18 protein-coding genes, 1 tRNA gene and 1 other RNA gene are annotated in these 16978 nt (G+C 71.1%); 12 read left to right on the top strand and 8 right to left on the bottom strand.

What is annotated here, in order from left to right; genetic code table 11:
* Positions 1-89: 89 nt before the first annotated feature.
* On the top strand, positions 90-371 hold the full coding sequence (locus tag J8G10_RS10840) for a hypothetical protein (protein ID WP_251444405.1): 282 nt from the start codon (positions 90-92) through the stop codon (positions 369-371).
* Between the two features lie 14 nt (positions 372-385).
* On the opposite strand, the gene J8G10_RS10845 is transcribed toward J8G10_RS10840, so the two are convergent.
* From J8G10_RS10845 to J8G10_RS10860, 4 genes are read right to left on the bottom strand one after another with little or no spacing between them, the layout of a single operon-like run.
* Entirely contained in the window at positions 386-832 is a 447-nt protein-coding gene (locus J8G10_RS10845) for a GNAT family N-acetyltransferase (RefSeq protein WP_251444407.1), read from the bottom strand.
* 25 nt (positions 833-857) lie between these two features.
* Positions 858-2042 carry an acetyl-CoA C-acetyltransferase gene (locus J8G10_RS10850; protein ID WP_251444429.1) on the bottom strand — a complete coding sequence of 395 codons (1185 nt, stop codon included), beginning with the start codon at positions 2040-2042 and terminating at the stop codon, positions 858-860.
* Between the two features lie 2 nt (positions 2043-2044).
* The gene (locus J8G10_RS10855; protein WP_251444430.1) at positions 2045-2689 is read right to left on the bottom strand and encodes a 3-oxoacid CoA-transferase subunit B; all 645 of its coding nucleotides are present in this window, start codon (positions 2687-2689) and stop codon (positions 2045-2047) included.
* A 1-nt stretch (position 2690) separates the two neighbouring features.
* The gene (locus J8G10_RS10860) at positions 2691-3500 is read right to left on the bottom strand and encodes a CoA transferase subunit A (RefSeq protein WP_251444431.1); all 810 of its coding nucleotides are present in this window, start codon (positions 3498-3500) and stop codon (positions 2691-2693) included.
* A 103-nt stretch (positions 3501-3603) separates the two neighbouring features.
* Here J8G10_RS10860 and J8G10_RS10865 point away from each other — a divergent pair, with 103 nt between their 5' ends.
* From J8G10_RS10865 to J8G10_RS10885, 5 genes are all read left to right on the top strand, one after another.
* Positions 3604-4401, top strand: coding sequence for an IclR family transcriptional regulator (locus J8G10_RS10865; RefSeq protein ID WP_251444432.1), 798 nt, complete (start codon positions 3604-3606; stop codon positions 4399-4401).
* A 65-nt stretch (positions 4402-4466) separates the two neighbouring features.
* Positions 4467-4898, top strand: coding sequence for a MarR family winged helix-turn-helix transcriptional regulator (locus J8G10_RS10870; protein ID WP_251444434.1), 432 nt, complete (start codon positions 4467-4469; stop codon positions 4896-4898).
* Positions 4895-6124 carry an MFS transporter gene (locus J8G10_RS10875; protein WP_251444436.1) on the top strand — a complete coding sequence of 410 codons (1230 nt, stop codon included), beginning with the start codon at positions 4895-4897 and terminating at the stop codon, positions 6122-6124. The genes J8G10_RS10870 and J8G10_RS10875 overlap by 4 nt, the downstream gene beginning before the upstream one ends.
* A 96-nt stretch (positions 6125-6220) precedes the next feature.
* A complete protein-coding gene (locus tag J8G10_RS10880) occupies positions 6221-6496 on the top strand; it encodes a hypothetical protein (RefSeq protein WP_251444438.1) in 276 nt (91 codons plus the stop codon).
* Between the two features lie 13 nt (positions 6497-6509).
* Positions 6510-7427 (top strand): hypothetical protein, encoded by a 918-nt coding sequence (locus J8G10_RS10885; protein ID WP_251444441.1) that lies wholly within the window; start codon positions 6510-6512, stop codon positions 7425-7427.
* A 24-nt stretch (positions 7428-7451) separates the two neighbouring features.
* Here J8G10_RS10885 and J8G10_RS10890 read toward each other — a convergent pair whose 3' ends face one another.
* A complete protein-coding gene (locus J8G10_RS10890; RefSeq protein WP_251444443.1) occupies positions 7452-7847 on the bottom strand; it encodes a DUF6855 family protein in 396 nt (131 codons plus the stop codon).
* A 74-nt stretch (positions 7848-7921) separates the two neighbouring features.
* Positions 7922-7997 (bottom strand) — tRNA-Lys (locus J8G10_RS10895).
* A 164-nt stretch (positions 7998-8161) separates the two neighbouring features.
* Between J8G10_RS10895 and J8G10_RS10900 the strand changes: the two genes are divergently transcribed.
* From J8G10_RS10900 to J8G10_RS10915, 4 genes are all read left to right on the top strand, one after another.
* Positions 8162-8992, top strand: coding sequence for an inositol monophosphatase family protein (locus tag J8G10_RS10900; RefSeq protein WP_251444445.1), 831 nt, complete (start codon positions 8162-8164; stop codon positions 8990-8992).
* Position 8993: 1 nt separating this feature from the next.
* A complete protein-coding gene (locus tag J8G10_RS10905; RefSeq protein ID WP_251444447.1) occupies positions 8994-9581 on the top strand; it encodes a hypothetical protein in 588 nt (195 codons plus the stop codon).
* 98 nt (positions 9582-9679) lie between these two features.
* Positions 9680-12844: a tetratricopeptide repeat protein gene (locus J8G10_RS10910; RefSeq protein WP_251444449.1), complete on the top strand. Its 3165-nt coding sequence runs from the start codon at positions 9680-9682 to the stop codon at positions 12842-12844.
* A gap of 49 nt (positions 12845-12893) precedes the next feature.
* Entirely contained in the window at positions 12894-13433 is a 540-nt protein-coding gene (locus J8G10_RS10915; protein WP_251444451.1) for a HutD family protein, read from the top strand.
* A 96-nt stretch (positions 13434-13529) separates the two neighbouring features.
* On the opposite strand, the gene ssrA is transcribed toward J8G10_RS10915, so the two are convergent.
* Positions 13530-13899: a transfer-messenger RNA gene (ssrA, locus tag J8G10_RS10920) on the bottom strand.
* A gap of 166 nt (positions 13900-14065) precedes the next feature.
* On the opposite strand from ssrA, the gene J8G10_RS10925 reads away from it, so the two are divergent.
* Positions 14066-14725, top strand: coding sequence for an SIMPL domain-containing protein (locus J8G10_RS10925; RefSeq protein ID WP_251444453.1), 660 nt, complete (start codon positions 14066-14068; stop codon positions 14723-14725).
* A 22-nt stretch (positions 14726-14747) separates the two neighbouring features.
* Here J8G10_RS10925 and hflX read toward each other — a convergent pair whose 3' ends face one another.
* Positions 14748-16253 carry a GTPase HflX gene (gene hflX / locus J8G10_RS10930; protein WP_251444455.1) on the bottom strand — a complete coding sequence of 502 codons (1506 nt, stop codon included), beginning with the start codon at positions 16251-16253 and terminating at the stop codon, positions 14748-14750.
* Between the two features lie 74 nt (positions 16254-16327).
* Here hflX and J8G10_RS10935 point away from each other — a divergent pair, with 74 nt between their 5' ends.
* Complete coding sequence (locus J8G10_RS10935) at positions 16328-16969, top strand: class I SAM-dependent methyltransferase (RefSeq protein WP_251444457.1); 642 nt, start codon at positions 16328-16330, stop codon at positions 16967-16969.
* Positions 16970-16978 lie beyond the last annotated feature (9 nt).

Raw genomic sequence — 16978 nt, forward strand, 5'->3', positions numbered from 1 at the left:
GGAGACGCAGTCAGGTGCCGCCGCTTTCCGCCGGAAGAGCCGGCGGCCGGTAATGCACAACGGTGATGTCACCAGGGTAGCGTGGTCGTATGCGCAACTACCTCTTCGCGAGCGGTCTCTTCGGGGCGATCACGAGCGGCATCGCGCTGCTGCGCGGAACGCGGGACGCGCCGATCACCTGGCGCGCGGTCCTCGCCTGGCTGAGCTGGGGCATCACGATCGCGCTCGCGATCGGCGCCATCGTCGACTTCCGTCGTGACGAGCGCGGCGAGATGGTGTCCGCCGACTCGCCCGTCGCGCCGGTGCAGTTCAAGCGGGCCAAGAAGGCGCTCAAGGCCGAGGAGAAGGCCGAGCGCAAGGCTCAGAAGTAGGGGCCCGGGTTCGATCAGACCAGCTCGATCTCGTAGTGGATGAACCCGCTGCGGGAGGCGACCCGGTCGTAGAGGCCCCGCGCCGTCGTGTTGGTCTCGGCGGTGAGCCAGTAGACCTTGTCGCTGCCGGCCGCCCGCGCCGCCTCGGTCACATGCGCGATCAGAGCGCGTCCCACGCCGCCGCCGCGGACCGAGGGGTCGACGAACAGGTCCTCGAGATACGTGTAGTGGCTCGTCGACCAGGTCGAGGGGTGCGCGAGCCAGTGCACGATGCCCACCGCGCGGCCGTCGTCGTCGCGCGCGATCGCCCCGTGGATGTCGCCGGCGGGATCCACGATCCGGGCGAAGGTCGACGCGGTGACGTCCCCCGCGAGCGGGGTCTCGTAGAACGTCAGGTACGCCTGCCACAGGGGCAGCCAGTCGTCCCGGTCGGCCGCCGTGAGCGCACGGATCGTCGTCATGCGCCGATCCTACGGGAGCGGTTCCTCAGCGGGTGAGGATCAGCGCCTCGCCCTGACCGCCTCCGCCGCAGAGCGCCACCACGGCGGTGCCCGATCCGCGACGCACCAGTTCGTGGGCCATGTGCACGGCGAGCCGGTTGCCGCTCGCGCCGATCGGGTGGCCGATCGCGATGCCGCCGCCGTGGACGTTGACGATCTGCGGATCCAGGCCGAGCACCGCCTCCGAGCGGGCGACCACGGCCCCGAACGCCTCGTTGATCTCGACCAGGTCGACGTCCGCCGCCGTGATCCCCTGCTTGTCGAGGGCGCGCTGGATGGCGTGCGCCGGCTGCTCCTGCAGTGAGTTGTCGGGGCCCGCGGTCTGTCCGCTGGCGCCGACCGTGACGAGCACCGGCCAGCCGTGGGCCTCGGCCTCGGCGCGCGTGGTGACGACGACCGCCGAAGCGCCGTCGGAGATCTGCGAGGAGTTGCCCGCGGTGATCGACCCGCCTTCGGCGAACGCCGGACGGAGCCCGGCGAGCGTCTCGACGGTCGTCTCCGGCCTGATGCCCTCGTCCGCCGTCAGGACCAGGGGCTCGCCGCGGCGCTGGGGCACGGTGACCGGCACGATCTCCGCGTCGAACACCCCCGCCTCGCGTGCTGCGGCGGCGCGCTGGTGCGAGCGGGCCGCGACCTCGTCCTGCGCCTCGCGGGTGAGGCCGAAGCGCGGGTTGTGCCGCTCGGTCGACGCGCCCATGCTCTCGGCGTCGTAGGCATCGGTGAGACCGTCGTAGGCCATGTGGTCGAGGACTTCGACGGACCCGTAAGTCCAGCCGTCGCGCGAGCCCATCAGCAGGTGCGGTGCGCGGGTCATCGACTCCATGCCGGCCGCGACCACGGTGCGCGCGTCGCCGGTGCGGATCATGCGGGTGGCGTCGATGATCGCGGTGAGCCCCGACAGGCACACCTTGTTCACCGAGTGCGCCGGCACGTCCCATCCGATGCCGGCTCCGATCGCGGCCTGCCGGGCGGCGTTCTGCCCCGACCCCGCGGCCAGGACCTGGCCGACGATGACCGCGTCGACGTCCGCCGCGTCCACCCCGCCCTGCTCCAGCGCGCCCCGGATCGCCAGGGCTCCGAGCTGCGGCGCGGTGAACGACGCCAGCTGCCCCTTCAAGCGGCCCTGCGGCGTGCGCGCCGCAGCCACGATGACGATGTCCTCTGCACTCATGATCACTCCAGTCCCTCGGCGACGAGCAGCGGGGGCTGGGTCGCATCCTTCACATCCTGCACGCTCACCCCGGGCGCGAGCTCCACGAGGCGCAGCCCCTCGGGTGTGACGTCGATCACGGCCAGATCGGTGATGATCCGGTGCACGACCGCGCGGCCGGTGAGCGGCAGGGAGCACTCGTCGACGATCTTCGCCGACCCGTCCCTGGCGACGTGCTCCATCAGCACGATCACCCGTCCCGCACCGTGCACGAGATCCATCGCGCCGCCGGGACCCTTGACCATCTTCCCGGGGATCATCCAGTTGGCCAGATCCCCGGTGGCGCTCACCTGCATCGCGCCGAGGATCGCGGCGTCGATCTTGCCGCCGCGGATCATGCCGAAGCTGAGCCCTGAGTCGAAGAACGCCGCACCGGGCAGGGTGGTGACGGTCTCCTTGCCCGCATTGATGAGGTCGGGGTCGACCGCCTGCTCCTCGGGATAGGGGCCGACGCCGAGAATGCCGTTCTCGGACTGCAGCACCACCGTCACCCCGTCGGGCACGTGGTTGGGCACGAGCGTGGGCAGCCCGATGCCGAGGTTCACGTACGAGCCGTCGGACAGCTCTCGGGCGGCGCGCGCCGCCATCTCGTCCCGTGTCAGAGCCATGTCAGGCCTCCCTGTTCCCGGAGTCGGATCCGGTCCCCGCGCCCGTCGAAGGGCGCACGGTGCGCCGCTCGATGCGCTTCTCGATGTCGGATCCGACCTCGACCACCCGGTGCACGAAGACGCCGGGCAGGTGCACGCGATCCGGATCCAGCTCCCCCGGCTCGACGAGCCGTTCGACCTGCGCGATGCAGACGCGGCCGGCCATCGCTGCGAGCGGGTTGAAGTTGCGGGCGGCCTTGTTGAAGATCAGGTTGCCGTGCCGGTCGCCGAGCGCCGCGTGCACGAGTGCGTAGTCCGTGGTGATCGCCTCCTCGAGCACGAACTCGCGGGGCTGCCCGTGCATCTCGAAGGTGCGCACGTCCTTGGCGGGCGACGCGACCTCCACCGAGCCGTCGGCGGCATAGCGCCGCGGCAGGCCGCCCTCGGCCACCTGGGTGCCGACGCCGGTCTGCGTGAAGAACGCGGCGATGCCGGATCCGCCGGCGCGCAGCTTCTCGGCGAGCGTGCCCTGCGGGGTCAGTTCGAGCTCGAGCTCCCCGGAGAGGAACTGGCGCTCGAACTCCTTGTTCTCCCCGACGTACGACGAGGTCATCTTGCGGATGCGGTGCGCACCCAGCAGCAGCCCGAGGCCCCAGTCGTCCACTCCGCAGTTGTTGCTGACCACGCTGAGACCGGAGGTGCCCTGTGCGAGCAGGGCCCCGATGAGCGCGCTCGGATTGCCGGACAGCCCGAACCCGCCGACGGCGAGCGACGCACCGTCGGGGATGTCGGCGACCGCCTCCGCGGCCGACGCCCATTGCTTGTCGATCACTCGCCACTCCTTCGTGTGTTCCTCCTCACACTCTGCGCTTCGGCGCGGAGCCGCTCAACCCGGCGCTTGCGATGTGGGCGCTGCGTTCGGTAGCGTCCACATCGTGGAACAGACGCCCTCGTCCCGCCGCACCGTGCCGGGCGCGCAGGCGATCGCCCGCGCCGCCGGACTGCTCCGCCTCGTCACCGCATCGCCGGACGGTGCGTCGCTGCAGCGACTCGCGGAGACCTCGGGCCTCAGCCGCTCGACCGCACATCGGCTGCTCTCCGCCCTGCGCGCCGAGGGGCTCGTGGACCAGGATCCGCACACCGCCCTGTGGATGCCCGGTCCCGAGCTGTACCTCATGGGAACAGTGGCCGCGACGCGCTATGACATCACCGAGATCGCGCGCGACATCGTGCGCTCGCTCGCCGTGAAGACCGAGGAGAGCGCGTTCCTCTCGGTGCGCAGGGCGGACGAGACCGTCTGCCTGCTGCGCGAGGAGGGCGCCTTCCCCATCCGCTCCTTCGTGCTCAGCGAGGGTGTGCGGTTCCCCCTCGGCGTCGCCAGCGCCGGCCTCGCGATCCTCTCCTTCCTCCCCGACCACGATGTGGATGCCTATCTCGAACGCCACCCCGAGCTCGGCGAGCGCTGGGGCCGAACGCACGCCGCGACGCCGTTGCGCCGACGGCTTGCGGAGACCAAGGCGCGCGGGTACGCGGTCAATCCCGGCCTCATCGTCGAGGGCAGCTGGGGCATGGGCGCCGCGGTGTTCGACCGCGACGGGCGCCCGGAGTGGGCACTGAGCCTCACCGGCGTCGAGTTCCGCTTCGGTCCGGATCGCCTGCCGACGCTCGGCCGCACCCTTCTCGCGCACGCGCACCAGCTGTCCGCACGCATCGCCGGCCGCGCCTCCCGCTGAGCGACGCAGGTGCGTCGACGGCGTGACGCTTGCCATTTACATACCCTCGGATATATACTTCAGTTATGAATCACGGCGAGATCCTGCAGTCGATCGTCTTCTCGACGCACGCGCTCACCCGCATCGCGGCACAGGAGGCCGGAAACGACGCTCCTGCCGCCCAGTGGCGGGCCCTCAGCCTGCTCGACGGCAGGGATGGACAGCGCGTGGGAGAGCTGGCGAAGGCCAGCCGCACCACGCAGCCAGGGATGACCCGCATGATCGGACAGCTGGAGCACGAGGGCCTCGTGCTCCGCTCCCCCGACCCCGAGGACTCCCGCGCCACCGTGGTCACGATCACGGCGGCGGGACGCAGCGCCCTGCACGCCTGGCGCGACGAGCTGCAGCGGATCCTCGCCCCGCGATTCAGCGATCTCGACGACACGGACTGGCAGCACCTGGCCCGCGCCGCGGAGATCCTGCACACCCACTCGCTTCTGGAAAGGACAGCACGTTGAGCACCACCGCTTCCCCGGCATCGATCTGGAGGCAGCCCGCACAAGTGTGGGCCGTCGCCTTCGCCTGCGTCGTCGCGTTCATGGGGATCGGTCTGGTCGACCCGATCCTGCCCGCGATCGCCGAGTCGCTGAAGGCGACGCCGGTGCAGACCGAGCTGCTGTTCACGAGCTACCTGCTCGTCACGGGCGTGGCGATGCTGTTCACCAGCTGGATCTCCAGCCGGATCGGCGCCAAGGCCACGCTCCTGGTCGGCCTCGCCCTCATCGTCGTCTTCGCGCTCTTCTGCGCGCTCAGCGGAAGCGTCGACGCCATCATCGGCTTCCGGGCCGGCTGGGGCCTGGGCAACGCGCTGTTCATCTCGACCGCGCTCGCCACGATCGTGGGAGCCGCGAGCGGCGGATCCAGCGCGGCGATCATCCTGTACGAGGCGGCCCTGGGCCTCGGCATCGCGATCGGCCCGCTCCTCGGCGGCCTGCTCGGCGAGGTCGCCTGGCAGGGTCCGTTCTTCGGCGTGGTCGTGCTCATGGCGATCGGCTTCATCGCGGTGCTCACGCTGCTGCGCGGCCCGTTCGAGAAGCGCCAGCCCGTGCCGTTCTCCGCACCGTTCAAGGCGCTCGGGCGGCCCGCGCTGGGCGTGCTCGCGGTCGCCGCCCTGTTCTACAACATCGGCTTCTTCGTGCTGCTGGCGTTCTCGCCGTTCCCGCTCGGCTTCAGCGCGATCGGCATCGGCCTCACCTTCTTCGGCTGGGGCATCGCGCTGGCGGTCACGAGCGTCTGGGTCGCGCCGATCCTGCTGCGGCGCATGCCGATCACCCGGATCATCCTGTTCGTGCTGCCGCTGCTGGCCCTCGACCTCATCGTCGCGGGGATCCTGGTCGCGATCCCGATGGCTCTGGTGATCTGCATCATCGTCGGCGGACTGCTCCTCGGTATCATGAACACGGTGCTCACCGAGGCCGTCATGGAGGCGACGGACCTGCCCCGCTCGGTCGCCTCCTCGGCCTACTCGGCGGTGCGCTTCATCGGCGGCGCCGTCGCTCCTCCCCTCGCCGCGCTCCTCTCGCACCTCTGGGGCGACACCGTCCCGTACCTGTTCGCCGGCGTGTCGGTGCTCATCGCGGCGCTCGTGGTGCTGCTCGGCCGTCGTGCGCTCGCGCACATCGACCGCGGTTCGCACGATGTCGCCGAGGATGCGGAAGCGATCCTCATCGGCGACGCCGCCTGAGGATCTGCGCCACCCGAAGGCGCCGCGAACCGCCCGCCCCGCACGATGGTGCGCGGGGCGGGCTTCGTCGTCCGCGCCGGGGCATACGCTGGAGTCATGCTCATCGGTGTCATCCGCCCCGTCGAATCCAAGACCCACACCGTGCAGGCCGAGGAGCTCGACGAGATCCAGGATCTGCTGGCCGCCGAGACCCCTGCGGGATGGCAGCTCGCCTCGGCCCCGGTCGCGATGGCGAAGAAGGACACGATCCTCACGGCAGAGGGCACGATCGTCCGTCGCGACGGCCTGCAGGAGATCGAGGCCGACGACATGACGGCACTCGAGGCCAAGGTGCCCGAGGGGTATCAGCTGCTCTCGGTGCGCGTGGTCTGATCGGATCCCGCCGATGACGACCGCGCAGGACCCCGCGCCCGAGGGCGGGCTGCGGCCGGGCCAGTCCGCTCGGATCCGGGTGTGGGATCGCGCGACGGGAACGACCCGCACGGTCCACGCGTCCACGACGCGGCGGTACGAGGCGCCGAACTGGACCGCCGACGGGCGGCTCCTCGTGAACGGCGACGGGCGGCTCTGGCTGCTCCCCGCCGACGGCACGGGCGAGCCGGCGCCCCTCGCGGCGATCGGGCTCCCCGAGGCGAACAACGACCACGTGCTCTCGCCGGATGGCAGCACCGTGTTCGCCTCCGCCCAGGACTGGCACATCTGGTCCGTCCCGATCGAAGGCGGACCGGCGCACCGGGTCACGCCGGACGACGGCGGGATGCACTTCCTGCACGGCGTCAGCCCCGACGGTGCACGCCTCGGTTATGTGCGGCTCGACCCCGACGGCGGGAACTGGTGGGCGTCGGCGACGATCCACACGATCGGGGTCGACGGACGGGACGACGTCGCCGTCACCACGCATCCGGGGCCCGCGGACGGCTGCGCCTGGACGCCGGACGGCGAGTGGATCGTCTTCAACACCGAGCAGTTCTCCCCCGCTCCGGGGCACGCGCAGCTGGCGCGGGTGCGCCCCGACGGCACCGAGCTCGAACAGCTGACCTTCGACGAGCGCGTGAACTGGTTCCCGCACGTCGCGCCGTCGGGGGATGTCGCGGTCTACCTCAGCTACCCGCCCGGCACCACAGGGCATCCCGCAGACCTCAGGGTCGAGCTGCGCCTGGTCTCCGTCGACTCCTGGGCGGAGCCGACGACGATCGTCGAGCTCCTCGGCGGTCAGGGCACGATCAACGTGCCCTGCTGGGCGCCGGACGGATCCGCGTTCGCGTTCGTCGACTATCCCGACGGCGAGGCCGACGGGATCTGAACCCGTCCCGACCGCGCGACGTGCTCAGAGCGCGCGCACGCGGTTGTTCCGCGCGTTGTGCTCCAGCTCGACCAGCCCGAGCCGCTCGAGCAGCGGCGGCAGGTACATCCCGAAGCGTCCGCGGTACCCCTTGCGCAGCCCGTACCAGCCGCCGACCGGGTTGTCCTCCGCCCGGCCGAACGCCTCCACGGTTCCCTCCGCAGCCGGCTTCTGCTCGTCTGCCGCCCCCAGCGGGACCCAGTCCCCCTGGGCCTGGAGCCAAGAATGCAGATCCTCGATGGAGCGCGCCTGATACTTCAGCGTCGTCGACCCGACCTGGCAGACGAGTTCGTCGCCGTCGCGGTGCATCGTGTACTCGCTCGAACCCGGCGCCGTGCGCAGCCGCCACGGGCTCGCCGCGGTCCCCTCCCCATCCGTCATGGGCGCGAGTCTACTGAGCACCGCAGACACGCAGAAGGCCCGGTCGGAATCTCTTCCGACCGGGCCTTCCTCGCTGGTGCACCCCCTGGGACTCGAACCCAGAACCCACTGATTAAGAGTCAGTTGCTCTGCCGATTGAGCTAGAGGTGCTCGGCGGGCCGGTTCCCCGGCCGAGGAATCACATTACCAGCGGTTCGGACGGAAGCGAAATCGGCGGCTGCTCTCCGTGTATCCCTGGCGTGTCGTCGGCCCGGAGTGCGCTCTGGGCCGCGTGCGCCCAGAGTTCGGCCACTGCGCGCCAGTATCCTGGAGGCGTGTCTGAGACCCGCGCCGCTGCCGACTTCCAGAGCGACCTCGACCTCGCTCTCCGCCTTGCCGACGCCGCCGACGGGCAGTCACTGCCCCGTTTCGACGCCGCCGATCTGAGCGTCTCGCTCAAGGCCGACCGCTCGCACGTGACCGATGCGGATCTGGCGACCGAGCGCGCGATCCGGGAGATCCTGCAGGCAGAGCGCCCGGAGGACGGGATCCTCGGCGAGGAGTTCGGCACCTCGGGCGATGCGCACCGGCAGTGGATCATCGATCCGATCGACGGCACGGCGAACTTCCTTCGCGGGGTGCCGATGTGGGGCACCATGATCAGCCTCGCCGTCGACGGCGTCGCCCGCGTCGGCGTGGTCAGCATGCCGGCCCTGGGGCGCCGCTGGTGGGCCGCGCCCGGCCTCGGCGCGTGGGCAGCCTCCACGGATGCGGAGCCGCGCCCGATCCGCGTGTCGGACGTCGCGAGCCTCGACGACGCGAGCGTCAGCTTCCAGAGCATCGCCCAGTGGGACGAGGCGGGCCACCTCGACGAGCTCATCGCGCTGAGCCGCCGCGTGTGGCGCGACCGCGCCTACGGCGACGTGTTCTCCTACATGATGCTCGCCGAGGGCCGCATCGACATGGTCGCCGAGTTCGACGTCAAGGAGTACGACATCGCGGCGGCCTTCGCGATCGTCGCCGAGGCGGGCGGCGCCGCCACCGCCTACGACGGGACCGCGACGCTCTCCGGACGCTCGGCGCTCGCCACGAACGGGGTGCTGCACGAGGCGTTCCTCGCGCAGCTGCACGGAGCCGCAGAGCCGCCTGCGGCGGCCGCTCGCTGATATGCGGTTCTCCACGCGCGCACTGGCCGTCGCGGCGGTGTCGCTCGGCGTGCTCGCCGCGACCACCGCCTGCACCGGGACTCCCTCCCCTGCCCCGTCAGCCTCTTCCGCGTCGCGCGCGTCGGACGAGCCCACCCGTTCGGCATCGTCCCCGACGCCGGCCGCCACCGATGTCCCCGCCGCGTCGCCGCGCCCGTTGAGCTGCGAGACGCTCATCCCCGCCGACACCGTCGCCGCTCTGCATGCGCAGGGCTGGTCGGCGATGCAGCGCGACTTCGCGTTCGGCCCGGATCCGGTCCCGGGCGGCATCGCCTGCCTGTGGGCGGATCCGTCCACAGCATCGGATCACGGCCTGCTCTACGGCTGGGCGCCGATCTCGGGCGCCGATGCCGCCGCTCGGGAGGCCGAGCTGGTCTCGGAGGGATGGGTCCGCGAGGACAGCGACCGCGGCGTGTACGTCACGGCGGATCCGCGCACCACGCTCAGCAGGGACGCCGAGGGCTACGGTATGACCTATCTGTTCGGCCGCGGCTGGGTCTCCGTCTCCGACACGAAGCAGGGGCTGATCCTGATCAACCCCCGGAGCTGATCACGATCGTCGTCGGATCCTTCGCCTGACGCTCGGCTCACTCCCGGACGCCGGGCGAGTTGCCCGGCACCCCGCAGCCTTCTACTGTCGAGAGTGTGATGGCAGATGCGCTCCAGTCCGCGTGGTCCGACGTCTCCAGCCGCGACACGGTGCGCATCGCCCGGGCGCTCGACGCGTTCCGCGAACTGCTCCCGCAAGCACTGATGACCGAGGGGGAAGGCGGTTCCGCGCACCGCAGCGCGCTGCGCGGCCTGGCCCACGGCCTGGACGAACTCGGGCGTGAGGACGAGGCCAGAGAGCTCTACCGCACTCTTGCCGAGGTCTGCGAGGGTGCGCTCGCGGATCAGGGTCTTGGGGATGAGGATCGCGAAGACCTCTTCGACGACCACCTGCATGCCCGCGCCGCGGAGCAGCTGGTCGGCGGGGACCTCGCCTCCGCCGGCACCGTCGCCGCTCTCGACGCCCTCATCGCCGAAGGCGAGCAGGTGCTGGGCGGCGCGCACGGACGCGTGCTCTGGCTGCTGGACCGGCGGGCACAACTGCTCTCCCGGATGAACGAGGCGGAGGGGCTGCTCGCCTACGACCTGCTCATCGCCCGGGCCGCCGCAGCAGACGAGCGCGGCGAGAATCATCTGACCGCGCTCGCGGCGAAGGCCGCCGAGCTGTCCCGGCGGGACGAGGACGAACAGTCCGCCCTGCTCTGGGGACAGGTGCTGGACGGACGCCGCGCCCTGCTCGGGATGGATGCTCCGGCGACGCTGGACGCCTGGTGGTGGCGAGCGAGGACCCGCTACTGGTCGGGCGACACGGCCGGGGCCGATGCCGACCTCGCCCTGCTGATCCCGGCGCTGCAGCGGCAGCGCGGCGAGGACGATGCGCTCACCCTGGACGCCATGAGGTTCCGCATCAACCCTCTGCGCGTGCTCGCCCGCGACGGCGCCCCCGCGGAGGACCCGCTGCCGCTGGTGCGCCGGATCGCCGTGCTCGAGACCGCGCGGTTCGGCCCCGGCTCCGATGAGGTGCTCACCTCCCGGATGATGGCCGTCGAGGTGCAGCTCGACCGCGCAGACGGCCTTCGTGGGTGGCCGGGGCTCATCGCCGAAGCCCGCGAGATCGTCGACGATACGGTCGATCGCCCGTCGCGCGCCTCGCTCGCGCTGCGCTCGCGAGACCTCCTGTCCCGGGTCCTGCGTGCGGCGACGGAGCGGGACGCGTCGTCCGCCCCTCCGGAGACCGCCCTCGCCGCAGCCGTCGAGCGGTGCGCGCATCTGGATCGTGCCGTCGAAGAGCTGCGCTCCGCCGATGTCGCGTCCGAGGCGGATTCGAGTCCCACCGCGGATCCGGATCCATCCCTGGCGACCCCGTACCAGCTCGCGAGCGAGCTCGCGCACGCCTGGACCGATCTGTCCCGGTGGCACGACGCGCACTCCCCCGAAGCCCTGGACGCGCTGCAGACCGGCGCGGAGCGCCTTCGCGGACTCGGCCCCGCCGGCCGCCGGAGCGAGATCGATCTGCGCGACCGCCTCGGCTCGGCGCTGCGCGATGCCGGCCGCGGCTCCGAGGCTCTCGCCCCCTTCGAACGGTCTCTCGAACTGGAGTCGAGCCTCGCGGCGGAGGCCTCGACGGCGGAGGATCTCCGCACCGCCGCCACCCGGCTCGCACAATCCCGATACGCACTCGGCGCGACGCTGCGCGGCATCGGACGCAATGCCGAGAGCGAAGAGCTGCTCGCCGACGCGATCGAGATCGCACAGCACGACGGCGCATCCCCGCAGGCCGTCTCCGAACTCCGCGACGTCCGCGCCCTCGCGCTGCAGGATCTGGGGCGCAGCGACGAGGCCGCCGCCGAGATGCGCGCACTCTATGACGCCTCAGGCGACGTCGGCCATGCGATCGACCTCGCCGCGGTGCATCTGCGCAACGATCGCCCCGCCGAGGCGGAGGCGCTGCTGCGGCCCGTGCTCGCCCGGCTGGAGGCCGGCGGATCCGCCGACACCGCACAGGCCGGCCGCGTCATCGGCAACCTCGCTCTCGCCGCCTGCCAACTCGACCGGGATGCCGAGGCGGCCGCGACCTACGATCGGCTGTACGCGCTGCAGTCGCGCATCCTCGGCACGGAGCATCGGGACACCCTGATCACCTTGCACAACCGCGCCCTGGAGGAGAGGCATCTCGGTCGGTTCGCCGACGCGGTCCGCCGCTTCGAAGCCGTTCTCGCCCGGCGCACCGCTGCTCTCGGCGCTCGCGATCCGCACACGCTGAGCACACTGTCCGCGCTCGCCGGTGCCGTGGCCGATGCGGGTGACCTGCACCGTGCCAGGGAGCTGAGCGAACGCGTCGTCGCGGAGACGCGAGAGGTCCTCGGCGATACGGACCCGCAGACGCTGAGCCGGATCCGCGACCTGGACGGGATCCTTGCCCGTCTCGGCGACGCCCAGGAGGAGCGGGATGTCCTCGCCGCTCAGGTCAGCGCCGGGTTCGCCTCGACGAGTCGCGCTTCCGACGACGGCAGTGCGTCACCCGGACTCGCCGCACTGCGCTATGCCGACCATCTCGCGCGGCAGAATCGCTACGGCGATGCCCTCGTCGAGTACAGCCGCGCCCGCGAGGTGCTGAGCGACACCGCCGGCATCGACTGGCTGCGTGCCGAGCGCGGCGCCGCCGAGTGCTCGAAGCGCCTCGGCGCGTACCGCGAGGCCGCCGAGGCCTACGCCCGGATCGTGCCGCAGCTCGAGCGTCTGCTGCCCGGCGATCCGTGGGCGCTCGCCGACGCCTTGAACGACCACAGTCTCGCCCTCTCGCACCTGGGCCGCGTCGATGAGATGGCCGTCGTGCAGCAGCGCGCGATCGAGGTCGCCGACGGCGCCGGATCGAACCCCGAGCGGGCCGTGCAGCTGCGCATCTGGCTCGGCCGGCGACTGGCCGAGGCCCGGCGCTTCCCCGAGGCGCTCGCGGCCTACGACGACGCCGCGAAGACGGGCGCCGGCACGCTCGGCGCCGAGCACGCGATCACGCTCGACGCCACGGACGATCGCGCGGAGACGCTGATCTCGCTCGGGCGGCATCGCGAGGCGCTGCGGATCTACCGCACCAACATCCCCGCCATGGAACGCGTCCTCGGCGCCGACTCCGCGGCCGTGCGGCGCGCCCGCGGCAAGCAGAAGACGTCCGCCCAGCAGGCCTCGAAGACCCGCTCGGCGATCATCGGCGGAGTGATCGTCGCCGCGATCCTCGTCTACGTCGTCGTGACGCGGATGACCTGAGGCGCCTGCTTCCTCGCAGGGATCCCGGGCAGAAACTACGATCGGCATCATGACGGTTCCGATCCTCGAGTACTCCGCCCTCACCCCGCGGGCGTGGAAGAACGGTCTCGGGATCACCCGGACGCTGTTCGACGACGCCGACGCCACGGACGCGTGGACCTGGCGGATCAGCATCGCGGAGATCACCGGCACGCAGCCGTACAGCGCCTACCCCGGCGTGCGCCGGGGGCAGGTCGCGCTCGGCCCTGGTGCGGTGGACCTCGTGATCAACGGCCGGGCCGAGACGCTCGCGGTCGACGACGTCATCGCCTTCGACGGCGAGGACGAGGTCTCCGCGACGCCGCGCGAGGCCGGATTCCTCGATCTGAACGTCATGACGCGGCGGGACGCCTGGGACTCGACGGTGGAGGTCATCGATGCTACGACCGTGAGCGCCGAGCCCGGCGGCCCGACGACGCTGATCGCTCTCGACGACGACGGCGCGATCGACGACCGCCCCCTCGCACGCCTCGATGCCGCCCTGCTCGAGCCCGGTATGACCTGCACGCTGCGCGGCCGCTTCGTGATCGCTCGGCTGCGCCGGATCTGAGGCGCGCACGAAGAAGCCTCCGGGATCCGTGCCGATGGCACGGATCCCGGAGGCTTCTCACGGCGACAGCGGTGTGGTTCTGACGAGCGGAGCCCGTGGTGGAGCTGGGGGGAATCGAACCCCCGTCCAACGCTGAGTCTCCACGCCTTCTCCGGGCGCAGTCTGTGCAGACGTTCTGCTCGGCTCCGACCTTTGTCACAGACACCTAAGTCGACAAGCCCAGCCTGGGAAGAGTCCCACGCGACGTCCAGACGCCGTCGCGCAGCAAGATTCCTAGATGACGCCAGGATCCGTATCGGAATCACATACGGCCTGACGGACTATCGGGCTCGCTTACGCAGCGAGGGCGAAGTCAGTGCGCTTTGCATTGGCACTTATTGTTTTGCAGGGAGCGTTCACGAGATAACCCTGCATCCTCGGCCCGCTTCTCGTGGATTCACAGGCGCTGTCGAAACCGATCAGCCCCGTGGACCTTCTTGCGAAGGAGCCGCTGTCGCACTGTGGAATTACCGGCGGACGCCGAAGCGCCCGAGCTACCCAGAGTACAACGGTTGCGGAGTCCGCGCCATTCCACGCCGCGGCGGCGACTTCGCGGCACCCGCCGCCGCGATCACGTGCCGTAGAGTCGCGGCATGAGCGAGGTCGTCATCACCGTCCGCGGCGAGCACGAGGTGCGGGTCGCACCCGAGCGCGCCATCGTCAGTCTGTCCGTCGCCTGGGACGGACCCGATCGCGAGACCGTCGTCAACCGCACGCTGGCCCTCGCCGAGCCTGTGCGCGAGGGCATCGCGGCGCAGAAGGATGCCGGCGCCGTCGAGGAGTGGTCGAGCCGTCGCCTGGCCGTGCGGTCGGAGCGACCGTGGAGCAACGACGGGACGCGGCTCGCCCTCGTGCACCACGCCTCCGTCGACTTCTCCGCGGTCTTCGTCGACTTCGCCGCCCTCTCCACCTGGGTCGCCGAAGTGTCGGCCGGCGACGGCATCGCCGTCAACGGCACCGAATGGATCCTCACGCCGCAGACGCGCGCCAGGGTGGAGCAGGAGGTGGCTGCGGAGGCGGTGCGAACGGCGGTCACACGCGCCGGCGCCTACGCGACGGCACTGGGACTTGCGAAGGTCGAACCGATCGAGATCGCCGATGCGGGTCTCATCACCGACCACGGTTCGGCGGACATGGCCCCGAAGGCGATGCGCGCCTTCGCGGCTCCCCCGTCGGGCGGCGGCGGTCTCGAGCTGCAGGGCGATGACATCGCGGTCTCCGCGACCGTCGAGGCGCGGTTCGTCGCCGCCTGAGCCGGCCCCGCGCCGACCCCGGTCAGGCGACGAACGGTGCGAGCTCCGCGGCCAGGCGCTCGCCCACGTGAGCGTGGATCCGAGTGCCCTCCTCCTCGTGCGCGACCTCCAGCAGCAGACCGGTCTCGTGCACCGCGGCGACCAGGTCTCCCCGGTCGTACGGCACCACGGCACGGATCTCCACCGCGGGCTTCGGCAGCGCCTCGTCGATCGCGGCGCGCAGTTCGGCCACGCCCTCGCCACTGCGCGACGAGACGAAGTGCGCCCCGGGCACGAGCCCGCGCAGCACCATCCGCTCGTCGTCGTCCAGCAGATCCGCCTTGTTGAACACGATGATCTCGGGGATGCTCCGCGCACCGACGTCGCCCATCACGTCCCGGACGGTCTTGATCTGACCGGCCGGATCCGGGTGGGATCCGTCGACGACGTGGACGATGACGTCGGCGTCGGCGACCTCTTCGAGCGTCGAGCGGAACGCCTCGACGAGCTGGTGCGGGAGGTTGCGCACGAACCCGACGGTGTCGGTGAGCGTGTAGACACGCCCGTCCGCCGTCTCGGCCCGACGCACTGTCGCGTCGAGGGTGGCGAACAGCGCGTTCTCGACGAGCACGCCCGCGCTCGTGAGCGCATTGAGCAGGCTCGACTTGCCGGCGTTGGTGTACCCGGCGATCGCCACGGACGGAATCGTGTGGCGCTTGCGCTCAGCGCGCTTGGCCTCGCGGGCCGGCGTGAAGTCGCGGATCTGCTTGCGCAACATCGCCATCCGGGTGCGGATGCGGCGACGGTCGAGCTCGATCTTCGTCTCACCGGGTCCGCGCGATCCCATGCCTGCGCCACCGGCGCCGACCTGACCACCCGCCTGGCGGCTCATCGAGTCACCCCAGCCGCGCAGGCGCGGGAGCAGGTACTCGAGCTGCGCCAGTTCGACCTGAGCGCGTCCCTCGCGGCTCTTCGCGTGCTGGCTGAAGATGTCGAGGATCACCGTCGTCCGGTCGATGACCTTCACCTTGACGACGTCCTCCAGCGCGCGTCGCTGGGACGCGGCCAGCTCGGTGTCGGCGATCACCGTGTCTGCGCCGACCGCGGCCACGATGTCCTTGAGCTCCTGGGCCTTGCCGCGGCCGAGGTACGTCGCGGGATCCGGATGCGGTCGACGCTGCAGCAGCCCGTCGAGGACCACAGCACCGGCGGTCTCCGCCAGCGCGGCGAGCTCGCGCAGCGAGTTCTCCGCGTCATCCTGTGCACCCTGGGGGTACACGCCGACGAGCACCACGTTCTCCAGCCGGAGCTGGCGGTACTCGACCTCGGTGACGTCCTCGAGCTCGGTCGAGAGACCGGCCACGCGACGGAGCGCATGCCGTTCCTCCAGGTCCCATTGCTCGCCGTCCGCCGAGTCGTGACCGGTGGTGGCCGTGTCCTGCAGCGCCTGCGCGGAACCGAACACGTGCGATTCCGCCCGTCGTTCCGCGGCGGCCAGAACGCGATCGACCGCGTCGCCGTGCTCATCATGTGTCGTGGACTGCGTCATCCGCACCTTTCTCCTGCCCGCCGATTCGGACGGGCGCCTTAACTTTAGCTGCGAGTGTCCGCTACGCTCGCTCCATGGGCTCGGACCACTACTTCACTGCGGCCCCCGCCAGCCCCGAGAACCTCCGCAGGATCAAGGTGAACCTTGCGGGCCGAGAAGTCGAACTCACCACCGCGGCCGGAGTCTTCAGCCCCGACCACGTGGATGTCGGCACCTCAGTGCTCCTCGCCAACACCCCACCCCCGCCGCCCGGCGGGCATCTGCTCGATCTCGGGTGCGGCTGGGGTCCGATCTCGCTGTCGCTCGCCCTCGCCGCGCCGCATGCGACCGTCTGGGCCGTCGACGTGAACGAGCGCGCGCTGGATCTGGTCCGGCGCAACGCCGCGGAACTCGGTCTCGACAATGTCAACGCCGTGACGCCCGACGATGTTCCCGCCGACGTGACCTTCCGCACCATCCGCTCCAACCCGCCCATCCGCGTCGGCAAGAGCGAGCTGCACGACCTGCTGGAGCGCTGGATCCCCCGACTGGACGAGCGGGCGGACGGCTGGTTCGTGGTGAGCCGCAACCTCGGCGCCGACTCGCTGCAGCGCTGGCTGGCGGCGACGTTCGACGAAGGCTACAGCGTGTGGCGGGCGACGACCGGCCGCGGCTTCCGCGTCCTCAAGGTCCGACGGCACGGCATGCCCCGTACCGAGGGCATCGAGCTGCCTTAAGCCCCGGCC

The sequence above is a fragment of the Microbacterium sp. USTB-Y genome, from assembly GCF_023703415.1.
In the GTDB taxonomy this organism is placed as follows: Bacteria; Actinomycetota; Actinomycetes; order Actinomycetales; family Microbacteriaceae; genus Microbacterium.

Bases quoted from the DNA above. Each gene is read 5' to 3' on its own strand.
- J8G10_RS10935 (WP_251444457.1), top strand. From the start codon at position 16,328: ATGGGCTCGGACCACTACTTCACTGCGGCCCCCGCCAGCCCCGAGAAC.
- J8G10_RS10870 (WP_251444434.1), top strand. From the start codon at position 4,467: ATGAATCACGGCGAGATCCTGCAGTCGATCGTCTTCTCGACGCACGCG.
- hflX (WP_251444455.1), bottom strand. From the start codon at position 16,253: ATGACGCAGTCCACGACACATGATGAGCACGGCGACGCGGTCGATCGC.
- J8G10_RS10925 (WP_251444453.1), top strand. From the start codon at position 14,066: ATGAGCGAGGTCGTCATCACCGTCCGCGGCGAGCACGAGGTGCGGGTC.
- J8G10_RS10910 (WP_251444449.1), top strand. From the start codon at position 9,680: ATGGCAGATGCGCTCCAGTCCGCGTGGTCCGACGTCTCCAGCCGCGAC.
- J8G10_RS10845 (WP_251444407.1), bottom strand. From the start codon at position 832: ATGACGACGATCCGTGCGCTCACGGCGGCCGACCGGGACGACTGGCTG.
- J8G10_RS10885 (WP_251444441.1), top strand. From the start codon at position 6,510: ATGACGACCGCGCAGGACCCCGCGCCCGAGGGCGGGCTGCGGCCGGGC.
- J8G10_RS10840 (WP_251444405.1), top strand. From the start codon at position 90: ATGCGCAACTACCTCTTCGCGAGCGGTCTCTTCGGGGCGATCACGAGC.
- J8G10_RS10850 (WP_251444429.1), bottom strand. From the start codon at position 2,042: ATGAGTGCAGAGGACATCGTCATCGTGGCTGCGGCGCGCACGCCGCAG.
- J8G10_RS10915 (WP_251444451.1), top strand. From the start codon at position 12,894: ATGACGGTTCCGATCCTCGAGTACTCCGCCCTCACCCCGCGGGCGTGG.
- J8G10_RS10880 (WP_251444438.1), top strand. From the start codon at position 6,221: ATGCTCATCGGTGTCATCCGCCCCGTCGAATCCAAGACCCACACCGTG.
- J8G10_RS10890 (WP_251444443.1), bottom strand. From the start codon at position 7,847: ATGACGGATGGGGAGGGGACCGCGGCGAGCCCGTGGCGGCTGCGCACG.
- J8G10_RS10905 (WP_251444447.1), top strand. From the start codon at position 8,994: ATGCGGTTCTCCACGCGCGCACTGGCCGTCGCGGCGGTGTCGCTCGGC.
- J8G10_RS10855 (WP_251444430.1), bottom strand. From the start codon at position 2,689: ATGGCTCTGACACGGGACGAGATGGCGGCGCGCGCCGCCCGAGAGCTG.